The 13,487-nt window shown below is 68.4% G+C and carries 10 protein-coding genes and 1 pseudogene; 7 read left to right on the top strand and 4 right to left on the bottom strand.

The genetic code is table 11. The annotated features are described in order from the left end of the window. Nucleotides 1-174: 174 nt before the first annotated feature. The 3 genes from HMPREF3115_RS04800 to HMPREF3115_RS04790 form a co-directional block, all read right to left on the bottom strand. Entirely contained in the window at nt 175-1,449 is a 1,275-nt protein-coding gene (locus tag HMPREF3115_RS04800; RefSeq protein WP_006403754.1) for an APC family permease, read from the bottom strand. Nucleotides 1,450-1,583: 134 nt separating this feature from the next. After that, a complete protein-coding gene (locus HMPREF3115_RS04795; RefSeq protein WP_070553559.1) occupies nt 1,584-6,026 on the bottom strand; it encodes a DEAD/DEAH box helicase in 4,443 nt (1,480 codons plus the stop codon). Nucleotides 6,027-6,189: 163 nt separating this feature from the next. Then, complete coding sequence (locus HMPREF3115_RS04790) at nt 6,190-6,714, bottom strand: metal-dependent hydrolase (protein WP_006403751.1); 525 nt, start codon at nt 6,712-6,714, stop codon at nt 6,190-6,192. 333 nt (nt 6,715-7,047) lie between these two features. On the opposite strand from HMPREF3115_RS04790, the gene ggt reads away from it, so the two are divergent. Both ggt and ppk2 read left to right on the top strand, forming a co-directional pair. Then, nucleotides 7,048-8,769, top strand: coding sequence for a gamma-glutamyltransferase (ggt, locus tag HMPREF3115_RS04785; RefSeq protein WP_070553558.1), 1,722 nt, complete (start codon nt 7,048-7,050; stop codon nt 8,767-8,769). A gap of 220 nt (nt 8,770-8,989) precedes the next feature. After that, the gene (gene ppk2, locus HMPREF3115_RS04780) at nt 8,990-9,934 is read left to right on the top strand and encodes a polyphosphate kinase 2 (RefSeq protein WP_006402457.1); all 945 of its coding nucleotides are present in this window, start codon (nt 8,990-8,992) and stop codon (nt 9,932-9,934) included. A gap of 73 nt (nt 9,935-10,007) precedes the next feature. Here the strand turns inward: ppk2 and HMPREF3115_RS04775 are convergent, their stop codons facing one another. Continuing rightward, on the bottom strand, nt 10,008-10,595 hold the full coding sequence (locus tag HMPREF3115_RS04775; protein ID WP_070553556.1) for an IMPACT family protein: 588 nt from the start codon (nt 10,593-10,595) through the stop codon (nt 10,008-10,010). 90 nt (nt 10,596-10,685) lie between these two features. Here HMPREF3115_RS04775 and HMPREF3115_RS31475 point away from each other — a divergent pair, with 90 nt between their 5' ends. The 5 genes and pseudogenes from HMPREF3115_RS31475 to HMPREF3115_RS04755 all read left to right on the top strand — a co-directional run bounded on the left by HMPREF3115_RS31475 (nt 10,686) and on the right by HMPREF3115_RS04755 (nt 13,487). Continuing rightward, the gene (locus HMPREF3115_RS31475; RefSeq protein ID WP_175403829.1) at nt 10,686-11,237 is read left to right on the top strand and encodes a hypothetical protein; all 552 of its coding nucleotides are present in this window, start codon (nt 10,686-10,688) and stop codon (nt 11,235-11,237) included. 253 nt (nt 11,238-11,490) lie between these two features. Continuing rightward, complete coding sequence (locus tag HMPREF3115_RS04770; protein WP_053298638.1) at nt 11,491-12,183, top strand: beta-ketoacyl synthase chain length factor; 693 nt, start codon at nt 11,491-11,493, stop codon at nt 12,181-12,183. Continuing rightward, on the top strand, nt 12,167-12,961 hold the full coding sequence (locus HMPREF3115_RS04765) for a lysophospholipid acyltransferase family protein (protein ID WP_006402451.1): 795 nt from the start codon (nt 12,167-12,169) through the stop codon (nt 12,959-12,961). The genes HMPREF3115_RS04770 and HMPREF3115_RS04765 overlap by 17 nt, the downstream gene beginning before the upstream one ends. Beyond that, nucleotides 12,936-13,242, top strand: a pseudogene (locus tag HMPREF3115_RS04760) (phosphopantetheine-binding protein). Before HMPREF3115_RS04765 ends, HMPREF3115_RS04760 begins: the two are co-directional and overlap by 26 nt. Beyond that, nucleotides 13,239-13,487, top strand: a complete 249-nt coding sequence (locus HMPREF3115_RS04755) for an acyl carrier protein (protein ID WP_006402449.1) — start codon at nt 13,239-13,241, stop codon at nt 13,485-13,487. Before HMPREF3115_RS04760 ends, HMPREF3115_RS04755 begins: the two are co-directional and overlap by 4 nt.

The following is a 13,487-nucleotide window of genomic DNA, read 5'->3' as shown; positions in this document are numbered from 1 at the left end:
GGCGACGCGCGGCCGCGCCGCGCGGCGCGCAAACCGGCGCGTCGCGGCGGCTGACGTGCGAGGGCGTCGCGGTCGAGGTTGAACGCGTGCGCGTCGCTGCGAGCCGTAAGCCGCAAGCCGCAAGCCGCAAGCCGCAAGCCGCCACCCGCAGCTGCGAGCGCACGTCGCATCGCATCACCCGCGCCGCACCGTCATCCGCAGATAGAGCAGCGCGCCGCCGGCAAGCAGCAGCGGGCATACGACATACCATCCCGTCGTCACGAACAGCCCGGCGACCGCGATCAGCGAAATCCACGCGCAGCGATATGCGACGCTGCCGCGCGGCAGCAGTTTCAGCGCGGCCGCCGCGCCGAGCCCGTACACCATCACGAAGCAGCCCGACGTGACGAGCACGAGCGGCGTCGGCCCGACCCCCGCGAGCGTCGTCGCGGCGAGCGCGACCGCCGCGAGCAGCGCGATCGCAGCGAGGCTGCGGCGCGGCACGCCGCCGACCTGACTGCCTTGCGCGAGCCAGCCTGGCAGCGCGCCGTCGCGGCCGAGCGCCGCGCCGAGTTTCGCCGCGCCGGCGAAATAGGCGTTCATCGTGCCGAGCGTGAGCAGCAGCGCCGCGGCCGTCGCCAGCACCTGCGCATGGCCGCCGATACCGCCGGCGATCAGTTCGGCGAGCGGGGCGCCCGACGCGCCGGCCGACGGCCCGAGCACCATCACGCTCGCCGCCGCCACGGACAGATAGAGCAGGCCGACGACCACGACCGCAATGCCGGCCGAGCGCGGCATGTCGTGCGCAGGGCGTCGAAATTCGGCCGCCAGATGCGTGATGGCTTCCCATCCGGCGAAGCTCCAGACGAGCAGCGCGGCCGCCTGTCCGACCGCGAGCCAGCCGTGCGGCGCGAACGGATGCAGGTTCGTCGTGCGCGCATGCGGCGCGGACGCGAGCACGGCGGCGAGCAGCAGCGTCACGAGCAGCGCCGACAGCACGAGTTGCATGCGGCCCGACACCGTGACGCCGAACGCGTTCGCGGCCGACACGATCGCGATCAGCGCGGCCGCGGTCGCGATGACGGTCGTCTGTCCGCCGCCGGTCACGGCCGCGACGTACGCGCCGCCGAACATCGCCGCCGCCGGCGCACCGGCCGGCACCGCGAAATAGAAGCACCAGCCGACGACGGCCGCCGCCTTCGGCCCGAACGCGCGTCGCGCATACGTCGATACGCCGCCCGCGTCCGGGTAGCGGGCGCCGAGCGCCGCGAACGTCGCCGCGAGCGGCGCCGACAGCACGACGAGCGCGGCCCACGCAAGCAGCGACGCGGGGCCCGCGACGTCGGCGGCCAGCGCGGGCAACGCAATCACGCCGGTGCCGAGCACCGCGCCGATATACAGCGCGGCGCCCTGGAAAATCGTCAGCGAACCGCCGTGACGAGCGGCGGGCGAATCGGCGTGCGAGCGCATGGGTGACTGTCTCCGGACGGCTTGTCGTACGCGCGGCGTGCCGCGCGGCGAATAATCGTCCGATGCTACCCGAACGGCAGCGGCGCCGCGGCGCGGCGATCAGTAGTCGGCGACGCTCGCGATGTCAGCGGACGTCAGTAGCGGCGTGCGAGCCGGATGCGCGCGTCCTCGCGCTCGGCGGCCGCCAGGTCGGGCGCATAGCGGAATGCGCCGGACACGAGCGACGCGATCGGCACGCCGTCGCGAAACAGCACGCGATTGCCGGCGAGCGCCGGCACCTTGTCGCCGGGCAGCAGCGTGCCGACGAGGTTGAGCGGATCGACGCCGGTCACGCAGACGGTCTGCCCGTCGCCCGGCTGCCGCCGCATTTCGCGCAGGATCGGGATCGCTTCGGGCAACGCGAATTGCTCGCCCGCGAGGCCCGCGACGAAGCGGCCGCCGCGGATTTCGCCGCGCGCTTCGAGGCGCTGCAGCACGCGCACGAGCTCGCGCCAGCTCGGCAGCCAGTCGGCTTCGCGCTCGAGCAGCCGCCAGAACACGACGCCGTAGCGGCGCAGCAATGTCCACACGACGTGTTCGAGCGCGGCGGGATCGGTCGCCGGCGCGGGGCGCTTCGGTGCGTCCGTCTGCGCGGGCTCGGCCGGGCGCTGTACGAGCGCCCAGCGGCCCGCGTCGTCCATGCCGCCGATCAGTGCGCCGCCGCGCCGCGTGCGCGGCGCATAGGTCGCGCTGCGCTTGACGGCCGGCTTCAGCAGCGCGCGCAGCCCCGCGAAGCTGTCCGCGTTCGCAAGGCCGGCCGAGACGAGTTCGCCGAGCGCCTGTTCGAGTTCGACCGGCAGCATGTGCAGCTCGTCGAGCAGCGCGTCGAAGAACATCGCGCCGTGCGCGGCGAGCGCATCGCGCACCTGTGCGGCGCGCGCCGACAGCGTCGGCTGCGCGTCGGGATCGCGCAGCGCATGCCACGCCGCCAGATGACGGCGCGGCAGCAGCACGATCGGCGTGGTCTTCACGGGCGTGCCGGCCGCGCGCGCGGGCGCGCCGATCCGCGTCCAGACCAGCTTTCCGGAGCGGCACAGCTCGTCGAGGCCGCCCGCCGTGTAGTCGCTGAGCCGCGCCGGCAGCAGCGCGTCTTCCCATGCGCCCGCGGCGGCTTCGTAGCCTTCGAGCTGCTCGACGACGGCCGCGAGCGCGTCGCGGCCTGTGCCGCGTGTGTCGGGTGTCAGATGCTGCCAGTGGAACAGGAAGCGCATGAAGTCCGCACGCTCGACCGGCTCGATTTCGCGGCGCAGCCGCTTCACCGTATAGCGATGAATGCGCGCGAGCAGATGGCGTTCGCACCATTCGTCGACGGTCGTGCCCGGCGTGAAGCGGCCGCGCATCACGTAGCCTTCGCGTTCGAGGGCGGCGAGCGCCGCCGCGGCGGCGGCCGGCGGCAGGCCGAGCGGTCGCGCGATCGCGTCGAGCGGCAGCGGGCCGAAACCGGTCAGCCGCGCGCGGATCAGCTCGACGCATGCGGCGTCGGCTTCCCAGGGCTGCGCGCATGCGGCCGGCACCTTCAGCACCGGCGCCACGCGCGCGTCCGCGTGCACCGCGCGCAAGCAGACGAGCCGTTCGACCGGCACCCACAGCGCGGCGCCATCCGGCGTGACGAGCTTCGTCGCGCGGCGGCTGCCCGCAAGTTCGGCGAGCCACGCAGGCCAGCCTTCGTGTGCGTTCGCTTCGTCTTCGGTGATGCACGCGAGCGTCAGCAGCGCATCGTGCATTTCGTCGGCGTCGCGCACGAGCGGCCACGCTTCGTCGCGCACCGCGGCGATCGCATCGGCGTCGAGCGCGCCGAGATCGTCGGCCGATTCCGGATCGCTCCAGCGGCGCGACAGCACCGCCTGCGTGCGGCGCTCCTCGATCGGCGCATCGTCGAGATACGCGTACGGCTTCGCGTTGAGGATCTCGGCGGCGAGCGGCGACGGCGCGGGCAGGTCGCGCGCGATCAGTTCGACCGCGCCGCTTTCGATCCGGCGCAGTAGCGCCAGCCAGCCGTCGGCGTCCATCGCGTCGTGCAGGCAGTCGTCGAGCGTCTGATCGACGAGCGGGTGATGCGGAATCTCGCGTTCGCCGACGACGTTCTCGAGGCACGCGGCCTGATCGGGAAACACGGTCGCGAGCAGATCGTCGCTTTTCATCCGCTGCAGTTGCGGTGCCGTGCGCCGGCCGCCCGTGAAGCGCGGCAGCGCGAGCGACGTCGTCGCGTTCCAGCGCCAGCGCACGCCGAACAGCGGCGCGTCGAGCAGCGCCTGGATCAGCACGTGCTCGGCGCTCGTCGAGCGCAGGTAGCGCCATACGTCCTCGAGCGCGAAGCTGTGCGCGAGCGACAGCGACAGGATGATCGCATCGTCGGTCGCCGCCGCCTGCAGTTCGAAGTTGAAACTGCGGCAGAAGCGCTTGCGCAGCGCGAGCCCCCACGCGCGGTTGATGCGGCTGCCGAACGGCGAGTGGATCACGAGCTGCGTGCCGCCCGATTCGTCGAAGAAGCGCTCCATCACGAGCGTGTCTTGCGTCGGCAGCGCGCCGAGCGCCGCGCGGGCGCGCGCGAGATAGTCGACGATCTGCCGGGCCGCTTCGTCGGACAGCCGCAGCTCGTCGACGAGCCAGCGCAGCGCCGGCGCAAGGCGGCTGTCTGCGAGCGCGACGCCGGTTGCGGGGCCGGCGCCCGTATCGGCATCGGCGTCGGCGCGCTTGCGCGATGCGGCGCGCGCCTGCGTCCGGCGATCGCCTTCGGCAAACAGCGCGTCGAGCTGCGCGCGCAGCCGGCCGACGGCCGCCGACAGCTCGTCGCTGCGTCCCGGCGCTTCGCCGAGCCAGAACGGAATGTTCGGCGACTGGCCTTGTGCATCCTCGACGCGCACGCGCCCCGTTTCGACGCGAATGATCCGGTACGACTGGTTGCCGAGCTGGAACACGTCGCCGGCGAGACTCTCGACCGCGAAGTCCTCGTTGACCGTGCCGACCTGGATGCCTTGCGGCTCGAGCAGCACCGCGTAGTCGGCCATGTCGGGAATCGTGCCGCCGGAGGTCGTCGCCGTCATCATCGCGTTGCGCCGGCCGCGCACCGTGCCGCCGACGACGTCGCGGTGCAGATACGCGCCGCGCACGCCGCGGCGGCTCGTGAAGCCTTCCGCGAGCATCTTCATCACGTCGTCGAAGCGCTCGCGCGACAGGCGCGCATACGGCGCGGCGCGCGTGAAGCTCGCGTACAGCGCGTCTTCGCGCCATTCCGCGCACGCGACTTCGGCGACGATCTGCTGCGCGAGCACGTCGAGCGGCGCTTCCGGAATCCGCAGCGTGTCGAGTTCGCCGCGGCGCACGCAGTCGAGCAGCGCCGCGCATTCGACGAGCTCGTCGCGCGACAGCGGAAACAGCCGGCCCTTCGGCACGCCGCCGACGTGGTGCCCCGAGCGGCCGACGCGCTGCAGGAACGGCGCGATCCCGCGCGGCGAACCGACCTGGCAGACGAGATCGACATCGCCGATGTCGATGCCGAGTTCGAGCGATGCGGTCGCGACGAGCAGCTTCAGTTCGCCGCGCTTGAGCCGCTGCTCCGCATCGAAGCGATGCTCCTTCGCGAGACTGCCGTGATGTGCGGCGATCGCGTCCTTGCCGAGCCGCTCGGCGAGATGGTGCGCCATCCGCTCGGCCGTGCGCCGCGTGTTGACGAACACGAGCGTCGTGCGATGCGCGGCGGCGAGTGCCGCGATGCGGTCGTACAGCTGTTCCCACACGTCGTTCGCCATCACCGGTTCGAGCGGCACGTTCGGCAGTTCGAGCGCGAGATCGCGTTCGCGCGTGTGGCCCGTATCGACGATCGCGCATTCGCGCGGCGCGTCGGCCGGGCCGCCGACGAGAAAGCGCGCGACCGCATCGATCGGCTTTTGCGTGGCCGACAGCCCGATGCGCGGCAGCGCGCGGCCGACCAGCGCGTCGAGCCGTTCGAGCGACAGCGCGAGATGACTGCCGCGCTTCGACGACGCGAGCGCGTGGATTTCGTCGACGATCACCGATCGAACGGTAGACAGCATCTGCCGGCCCGAGGTCGACGACAGCAGCACGTACAGCGATTCGGGCGTCGTCACGAGGATGTGCGGCGCGCGCTTGCGCAGCGCGCTGCGCTCGGCCTGCGTCGTATCGCCGGTGCGTACCGCGGTGCGGATCGCCGGCACGGGCAGGCCGAGCTGCGCGAGCGATTCGGCGATGCCGGCAAGCGGCGCATCGAGATTCACGTGGATGTCGTTCGACAGCGCCTTCAGCGGCGATACGTAGACGACGAGCGTCGCGTCAGGCAGCGCGCCGTCGTGCGCGAGCGCGTCGCGCACGAGTTCGTCGAGCGCGCACAGAAACGCGGTCAGCGTCTTGCCGGAACCGGTCGGCGCGGCGACGAGCGTCGAGCGGCCGGCCTTGATGTGCGGCCACGCGAGCGCCTGCGCGCCGGTCGGTGCGGCGAACGTGCGGCGAAACCATGCGGCGACGGCCGGATGAAACACATCCAGCGCGCGCGTGGCGGGGCGGGTAGCGGTGACGTCCATCGGTTCGGTGAATTGGGGTGCGAGCGCAGGCGCGGCCGTGCGCGCATCGCCAGTGTGCCAGACGTCGCGCGCGCGTGCCGTGCGTGACGGAACGGGGATCCGTCGTCACAGATGGGGGACGCCGCGCGACTTTCAACGTGCGAGCGCGCGTCGCCGCCATGCGCTACACGCGATGCAGCCAGCCGAGCCAGTGCTGCAGCAGCGGCGCGCGCGTCCACGCCGACTGCACGAGCCAGAGCGTGCCGCCCCACGCGGCCGCGACGACGATCAGATCGCAGTGGCCGCTGTTCCAGAGATTCAGCGAATGGCGCCGCCAGATCCATGGCACGCCGAGCGGGTTCGGCCAGTCGGCGAGCAGATGCATCAGGCCGCCGCACGCGAAGCCGAACAGCGGCGCGGCCCAAAGCGGATGCGGATGATGCGTGAGTCCGTGCCAGCCGAGCGCGAGCAGCGCGAGCCAGCCGATGCCCCAGTGCGTGACGGTGCGATGCGCGATCCACAGCCGCCGCTTGCGGCTCCACCACGCGAGTTCGAGCCAGTCGGGCGCCGTGCCGCCCGCGACGCCGGCGATGAATGCGGCGACGAGCGAGGTATGCCACGGCCCGGTGGCGCCCGTTTGCGCCACGAGGGCGGCGGCCGCGACGCCCGCCGCGAAGCCGGACGCATGATGCGCGTTGTGCGATGCCATATGAAACTGAAACGAAAGACGAAGAAGCCTGAACGAACGGGAACGGCGGCGCCGCGCCCGGAAAAGCGGGGCGCTATCTTCTCAGATGCGTGCACGCAGCGGGCGATCGGTTGCAGATTTTTTCGTTTCGGCGCGAGGAGGGAACGGCGCGTGCCGTTTCATCGCAGAGCGGCCCGCCGCACACGCGCCCATGACGATTCGCCGTGCAGCGCGTGTTCGACCCTTTTTGTCCCCCTATACTACGAAACCGGCATATGGCCGCGGGCGTGCCAGCGGCTATAAACGGATCGGGTGCTTTTCCAGCCTGAAGGAGATCCATATGGGGGACATGCAATGACTACGCTGAATCGCTTCAAATCATCCGCCGTCGTGTTCGCGACGGTGGCCGGCATCGGTTTCCTGCCGAACGCACCCGTCTACGCGAAGGGCCCGCAACCCGCGGTGCTGACGAGCTCGGCCGTCGCGGTCGCCGACAAGTACAGCGCGGATGCCGCCGAGCAGATCTTCAAGGAAGGCGGCAACGCGATCGACGCGGCCGTCGCCATCGCATTCACGCTCGCCGTCACGTATCCGGAGGCCGGCAACATCGGCGGCGGCGGCTTCATGACGATCTACAAGGACGGCAAGCCGTACTTCATCGACTACCGCGAACGCGCGCCGCTCGCGGCGACGAAGGACATGTACCTCGACAAGGACGGCAACGTCGTGAAGGGAATGAGCCTCTACGGTCCGCGCGCGGTCGGCGTGCCGGGCACGGTCGCCGGCATGTGGGAAGCGCAGAAGCGCTTCGGCAAGCTGAAGTGGAAGCAGGTGCTCGCGCCGGCGATCCACTACGCGCGCGATGGCTTCATCGTCGACGAGCAGCTCGCGCAGCGCGGCGTCGATGCATCGAAGGAGTTCGGCGGCAAGACGAACTTCGACAAGTACTTCTCGGGGCTGAAGGCCGGTGCGAACTTCAAGCAGCCCGATCTCGCCGCCGTGCTGACGCGCATCGCGAACCAGGGTGCGGAAGGCTTTTACAAGGGCAAGACGGCCGAACTGATCGCCGCATCGATGAAGAGCGGCGACGGCAACGGCCTGATCACGACCGAGGATCTCGCGCAATACCGCGCGGTCTGGCGCGAGCCCGTGCAGGCCAAGTGGAACGGCTACGACGTGATCACCGCGCCGCCGCCGAGCTCGGGCGGGATCGGCCTCGTGCAGCTGCTGAAGATGAAGGCCGATCTGAAGCAGGATTTCGAGGGCGTGACGCTGAATTCGCCGCAATACATCCATCTCGTCGCCGAAATCGAGAAGCGCGTGTTCGCCGATCGTGCGCAGTATCTCGGCGACCCCGACTTCTACAAGGTGCCGGTCGCGCAGCTGACCGACGACGCCTATATCGCGAAGCGCGCGGCCGAGGTCAATCCGACGCAGATCGCCGACACCAAGAGCGTGCAGCCGGGCCTCGGCACGACGATGCCGGAGAAGGCCGAGACGACGCACTTCTCGGTCGTCGACAAGTGGGGCAACGCGGTCTCGAACACGTACACGATCAACGGCTATTTCGGGTCGGGCGTGATTGCCGACGGCACGGGCATCGTGCTCAACGACGAGATGGACGACTTCTCCGCGAAGCCCGGCGTCGCGAACATGTTCGGCGTGGTCGGCAGCGACGCGAACGCGATCGAGCCGAAGAAGCGTCCGCTGTCGTCGATGTCGCCGACGATCCTGACGAAGGACGGCAAGGTGTCGCTCGTGATCGGCACGCCGGGCGGCTCGCGGATCTTCACGTCGATCTTCCAGGTCATCAATAACATCTACGACTTCAAGATGCCGTTGAAGGAGGCCGTCGGCGCGATGCGCTTCCATCACCAGCTGCTGCCGCCGAACACGATCTTCTGGGAGCCGTACCACCCGATCGAGGGTGAGCTCGCGAAGCAGCTCGAGGCGCGCGGCTATACGCTGAAGGGACAGGACTTCAGCGGCGATATCCAGGTGATCAAGGTCGACGGAAAGACGCCGGAAGCGGTGGCCGATCCGCGCGGACGCGGCGTGACGCGCATCATCCGGTAACGCACGCCGTCGCGCGGCCGTGCCGTTCGGCGGCCGCGCGGGCGATCGAGACGCCGGGTTCGCGCCCGGCGTTTTCCGTTGTGGACCGGCGCATGCGGCGCGCTGCCGTGCGTGTCGCGCGCGCCGTGCCGGCGCCGGCACGAAGCCGTTTTTCATCAATTTGACGCGCGACGCTGGGATAATGCGGGAGTTTGGCTGCGACCCGATCGAAGGAGGCCCGATGAACGACAACCGCACCGAAACCGACGACCGCTCCGACACGCAATCGCTCGACGCGCGCCGGCGCCGTTTCGAGGAGGATCTCGTCGACGCCTACGACGAAGAGCTCGAGATGGAGCTCGACGATCGCCGCTTCGACGACGGCGACGAGTTGCTGTTCTCGCAGGAGCGCCGCGAGGCACGCAAGCAGTATTTCCGCGAACTGTTCCGCCTGCAGGGCGAGCTCGTGAAGCTGCAGGACTGGGTCGTGAGCACCGGGCATCGGCTCGTCGTGATCTTCGAGGGCCGCGATGCGGCCGGCAAGGGTGGCGTGATCAAGCGCATCACGCAGCGGCTCAATCCGCGCGTCTGCCGCGTGGCCGCGCTGCCCGCCCCGAACAACCGCGAACGGACGCAATGGTATTTCCAGCGCTACGTCGCGCATCTGCCGGCCGGCGGCGAGATCGTGCTGTTCGACCGCAGCTGGTACAACCGCGCGGGCGTCGAACGCGTGATGAATTTCTGTACCGACGACGAATACGAGGAGTTCTTCCGGTCGGTGCCCGAGTTCGAGAAGATGCTCGTGCGCAGCGGCATCCAGATCGTCAAGTACTGGTTCTCGATCACCGACAGCGAGCAGGAACTGCGTTTCCAGAGCCGGATCGAGGATCCGCTGAAGCAGTGGAAGCTGAGCCCGATGGATCTCGAGAGCCGCCGTCGCTGGGAGGCCTACACGGCCGCGAAGGAGGAGATGCTGCAGCGTACGCATATTCCCGAGGCGCCGTGGTGGGTCGTGCAGGCCGTCGACAAGAAGCGCGCGCGGCTCAACTGCATCCATCATCTGCTGAGCCAGGTGCCGTACCACGAAGTGCCGCGGCCGACGATCGAATTGCCGCAGCGCGAGCATCACGAGGATTACATTCGCCGGCCGGTGCCGGACCACATGATCGTGCCGGAAATCTATTGACCGGCGCGGGCGACCGGCGCGGGCGCGAGGCGTCGGCCGACCGCCATGCGCGGGCGGCGCGACGTATGCCGCGTCAAGCGGCAGGAAAGCCCGCGCGGCCTTGCGTCAGATCGAACAGCGCTGTCTTCGCGGCCGCTTCGGCGGTCTCGGGCAGCCTGATCACGAGCCTGACGGTCATGCCGTACGCACTGTCTGCCAGTTCGTACCCCGCCTGTTCGATCCAGCGGCGCACGCGCGCTTCGTCGGGATAACCGATTTCGACCGTGAGCCGCGTGTGGCGAATCCGTGCGATGCGTTCCGCATCGAGCAGCGCCGACGCGATCGCGTCCGTGTAGGCGCGCACGAGGCCGCCCGCACCGAGTTTTACGCCGCCGTAGTAGCGCACCACTGCGCCGAGTACGCCGTCGAGGTCGTGATGGCGCAGCACTTCAAGGATCGGCCTGCCCGCGGTGCCCGACGGTTCGCCGTCGTCCGACATCCCCGACTGGCCGCCCGCGAGCAGCGCCCAGCAGACGTGCGTGGCCGTCGGATGCGCGTCGCGCAGCTGCTGCAGCGCCCGCATGGCGGCCTCGCGGTCTTCGACGGGGATCGCGTGTGCGATGAAGCGGCTTTTGCGGATTTCGAGTTCCCGGGTGGTGGCGGCGGCGAGCGAGTAGGGCATGGTCCGGGCTGATGAAATGCGAGAGGAATCCAGAGGCTGAGGTACTGCCGCCGCGATCGATCGTTCGATGTTGATCGGCGTGCAAGCAAGATGGCGATTTTGCTTCGCGGTACCTGGATGGGTCGGAGCTGCGAGAAAACGAAATTCTACCGTGGTGCGTATCGAGGCATGCCGGCGTCCCGCCGGGAAGACGCGAACGAACTGCTGGATGCCGAGACTTCACGGCTTGCGGCCGCGCATGACATCAGCGTGCGCGTACTTGCTCGAATCGAGACGATTCCGGAAGACGACTCGAACGGCAAAGGGCATACGCCGCCAGTGCAGCTTCGCGCGAAGCCGCGAGGGCCACGGCCGATGCAGCGCTTTGGCGGCAGCCCTGACGGATCGGGCATGCGATCGATTGGCACGGATTTACTGTCGCAGCGCCGGCCTGTATCCGGTCGCGAGCGAATAACTGATTGTGATCGAAGGACAGACTGGCATTCCGCGGTGATTCGCATTGACCAGCGCATTTGCGCCCGGCATCGCCAAACCGAGCGAAACAAGGCTTTGCTCGATCGCCGACGAAGCGAGCACTTTTCGATATGTTGTCAACCGTTAAATATCGAAAGAGTGTTGTGTTACAGCGTTGATCTTTTGTAACAGCCCTGTTACAGTTCCGCCGCACCGAATTGCAGCCTATCCAGTCGCAGCGACTGATAATCCGGGCGCCGGCTTCGTATAGACGCGGATTGGAGCTTTTCCGAGAGACCATCGGAAGCGCGACAAATCGACGATGCGAGTCCGGCGATCAATGCGCGACGGGCAAATTTCATGGAAAGTGGAGCGCAACCGGCCGATATGCGGTGGCGCGATATAACAACACTGAAGAGCAACGATCCCAACGAGAACAACAATGGCCGATTTGCATTGGACCATGCCAATCGCCAGATGGACGTCGATTTCGACCGCAGGGGTACCGGGCGTCGAAGCGCTCGATCCGATGGTGCGACGCCGCTTGAGCAGGCTATCGCGTCTCGCGCTTCAGGCAGCCTACGACTGCGCCGGATCCGAAAATCCGCTGCGCATGGTGTTCGCATCGCGCCACGGTGAGCTGGCGCGCACCACCGGCATTCTGGCCGACATCGGCGCCGCGGAGCCGGTGTCGCCGACGGCCTTCAGTCTTTCGGTCCTCAACGCCGTGACGGGCGTGTTCGGCATCGCGCGACGCGACCGCTCGGCCGCGACCGCGATTGCGGCCGGGCATGAAACGCTCGGTTACGCGCTGCTCGAAGCCTATTCCCAATACGAAACGTCGCCGGCCTCGCCGGTGCTGCTCGTCTACGCGCACGAGCCGGCCGATGGCGTTTACGGCGATGTCGACGACGACGCGCAAAGCGTCGGGCTCGCGATTCTGGTCGGCGCCGGCGAGCCGGACGGGCATCTGACCTGCGAAATGACCGCGGACGTCGCTGCCGACGCACGGGTTGCCGACGACGCCGACACGCAAAGCGCCGCGGTGCTGCGTTGTCTGTCGGCGCACACGACGGCGTCGTGGCGCGGCGAACGCGCGGCCTGGCGATGGAGCTGGCATGATCGCGCGGCTTGACTACGGCTGGCGTCTGTTCGCGACGGGCGCGAGTCTCGCTTTTTTCGCGCTGTGCGGATTCGGGTTCTCGTTGCTCGCGATCGTCGCCGCGGCGCTATGGCCGCATCGCCGCTCGCGCCAGCGCGGCGTGACGCTCGTCATCCATTATTTCTTCCGCGCGCTGGTCGCGCTGCTGCAGCGTATCGGCGTGATGAAGGTCGAGCTGACCGGCGTCGAGCGTCTTGCGCGCGGCGGCCCCGCAATCGTTGTCGCCAATCACCCGACCTGGCTCGACGTGATGGTGCTGCTGTCGCTGACGCCGAAGGCGTGCTGCGTCGTCAAGCGCGGCCATTGGGGCAACCCGTGCTTCTGGGGCATCGTGCGCGCCGCCGAATACGTGAGCAATGCCGATGCGGCCGATCTCGTCGAAGCCGGCGCGCGTCAGCTGGCGGCCGGCTACACGATGATCATCTTTCCGGAAGGCACGCGCAGCCCGGGCGGCAATCGCCTGCATGCGTTCTCGCGCGGCTTCGCGCATATGGCCCTGCAGTCGCGCAGCCGGATTCTGCCGGTATTGATCGATTGCGATCCGCCGGTATTCACCAAAACGTTGCGCTGGTATCACGTGCCGTCTCGTGCGTTTCGCATGCGCGTCAATGTACTCGAGCCGATGGATCTGAACCGGCTGGCGTCGAACGCGACGCCGCCGTCGATAGCCGCTCGCAGCATCGCGCGCGAAGTGGAAGTGCACATTACTCAAAGCCTGTTTCAGCATGGATACTTTAAAACTGCAAATTAAGCAGCTTCTGATCGACATGCTCGATCTGAGCGACATGACGGTCGACGACATCGACGACGACGCGCCGCTGTTCTCGACCGACGGCATCGGGCTGGATTCGGTGGATGCGCTCGAAGTCGCGCATCATGCTGCGCAAGAAGTTTCACCTGACGATCGCGGCGAACGACGAGCGCACGAAAGCGCACTTCAGATCGGTCAATACGCTGGCGGCATTCATCGCCGAACAGCAGTCTCATCAGGCATCGCACGAAGCCGTGCTGGAAAAGGGGAGTCAATCGTGACGGACGCAGAAATCCTGGAGCGCATCCGCGCGATCTTTCATGAGAATTTCGGGATCGAGCCGGAGCAGGTGAAGCCGGACACGCACCTGTTCGAAGAGCTCGACCTGGACAGCATCGACGCGGTCGATCTGGCCATCAAGCTTCAGGAAATGACGGGCAAGCGGATCAAGCCCGAAGAGTTCAAGTCCGTGCGGACCGTCGGCGACGTCATCGCCGCGGTTCACGCGTTGCTCGCGCGCGCGTGA

The organism is Burkholderia sp. HMSC10F09 (genome assembly GCF_001806955.1).
GTDB lineage: Bacteria > Pseudomonadota > Gammaproteobacteria > Burkholderiales > Burkholderiaceae > Burkholderia > Burkholderia multivorans.
Note: the sequence above shows the minus strand (reverse complement) of the source record. Positions and strands in the feature narration are given on the sequence as shown.

Bases quoted from the DNA above. Each gene is read 5' to 3' on its own strand.
- HMPREF3115_RS04800 (WP_006403754.1), bottom strand. From the start codon at position 1,449: ATGCGCTCGCACGCCGATTCGCCCGCCGCTCGTCACGGCGGTTCGCTG.
- HMPREF3115_RS04795 (WP_070553559.1), bottom strand. From the start codon at position 6,026: ATGGACGTCACCGCTACCCGCCCCGCCACGCGCGCGCTGGATGTGTTT.
- HMPREF3115_RS04790 (WP_006403751.1), bottom strand. From the start codon at position 6,714: ATGGCATCGCACAACGCGCATCATGCGTCCGGCTTCGCGGCGGGCGTC.
- ggt (WP_070553558.1), top strand. From the start codon at position 7,048: ATGACTACGCTGAATCGCTTCAAATCATCCGCCGTCGTGTTCGCGACG.
- ppk2 (WP_006402457.1), top strand. From the start codon at position 8,990: ATGAACGACAACCGCACCGAAACCGACGACCGCTCCGACACGCAATCG.
- HMPREF3115_RS04775 (WP_070553556.1), bottom strand. From the start codon at position 10,595: ATGCCCTACTCGCTCGCCGCCGCCACCACCCGGGAACTCGAAATCCGC.
- HMPREF3115_RS31475 (WP_175403829.1), top strand. From the start codon at position 10,686: ATGGCGATTTTGCTTCGCGGTACCTGGATGGGTCGGAGCTGCGAGAAA.
- HMPREF3115_RS04770 (WP_053298638.1), top strand. From the start codon at position 11,491: ATGGCCGATTTGCATTGGACCATGCCAATCGCCAGATGGACGTCGATT.
- HMPREF3115_RS04765 (WP_006402451.1), top strand. From the start codon at position 12,167: ATGATCGCGCGGCTTGACTACGGCTGGCGTCTGTTCGCGACGGGCGCG.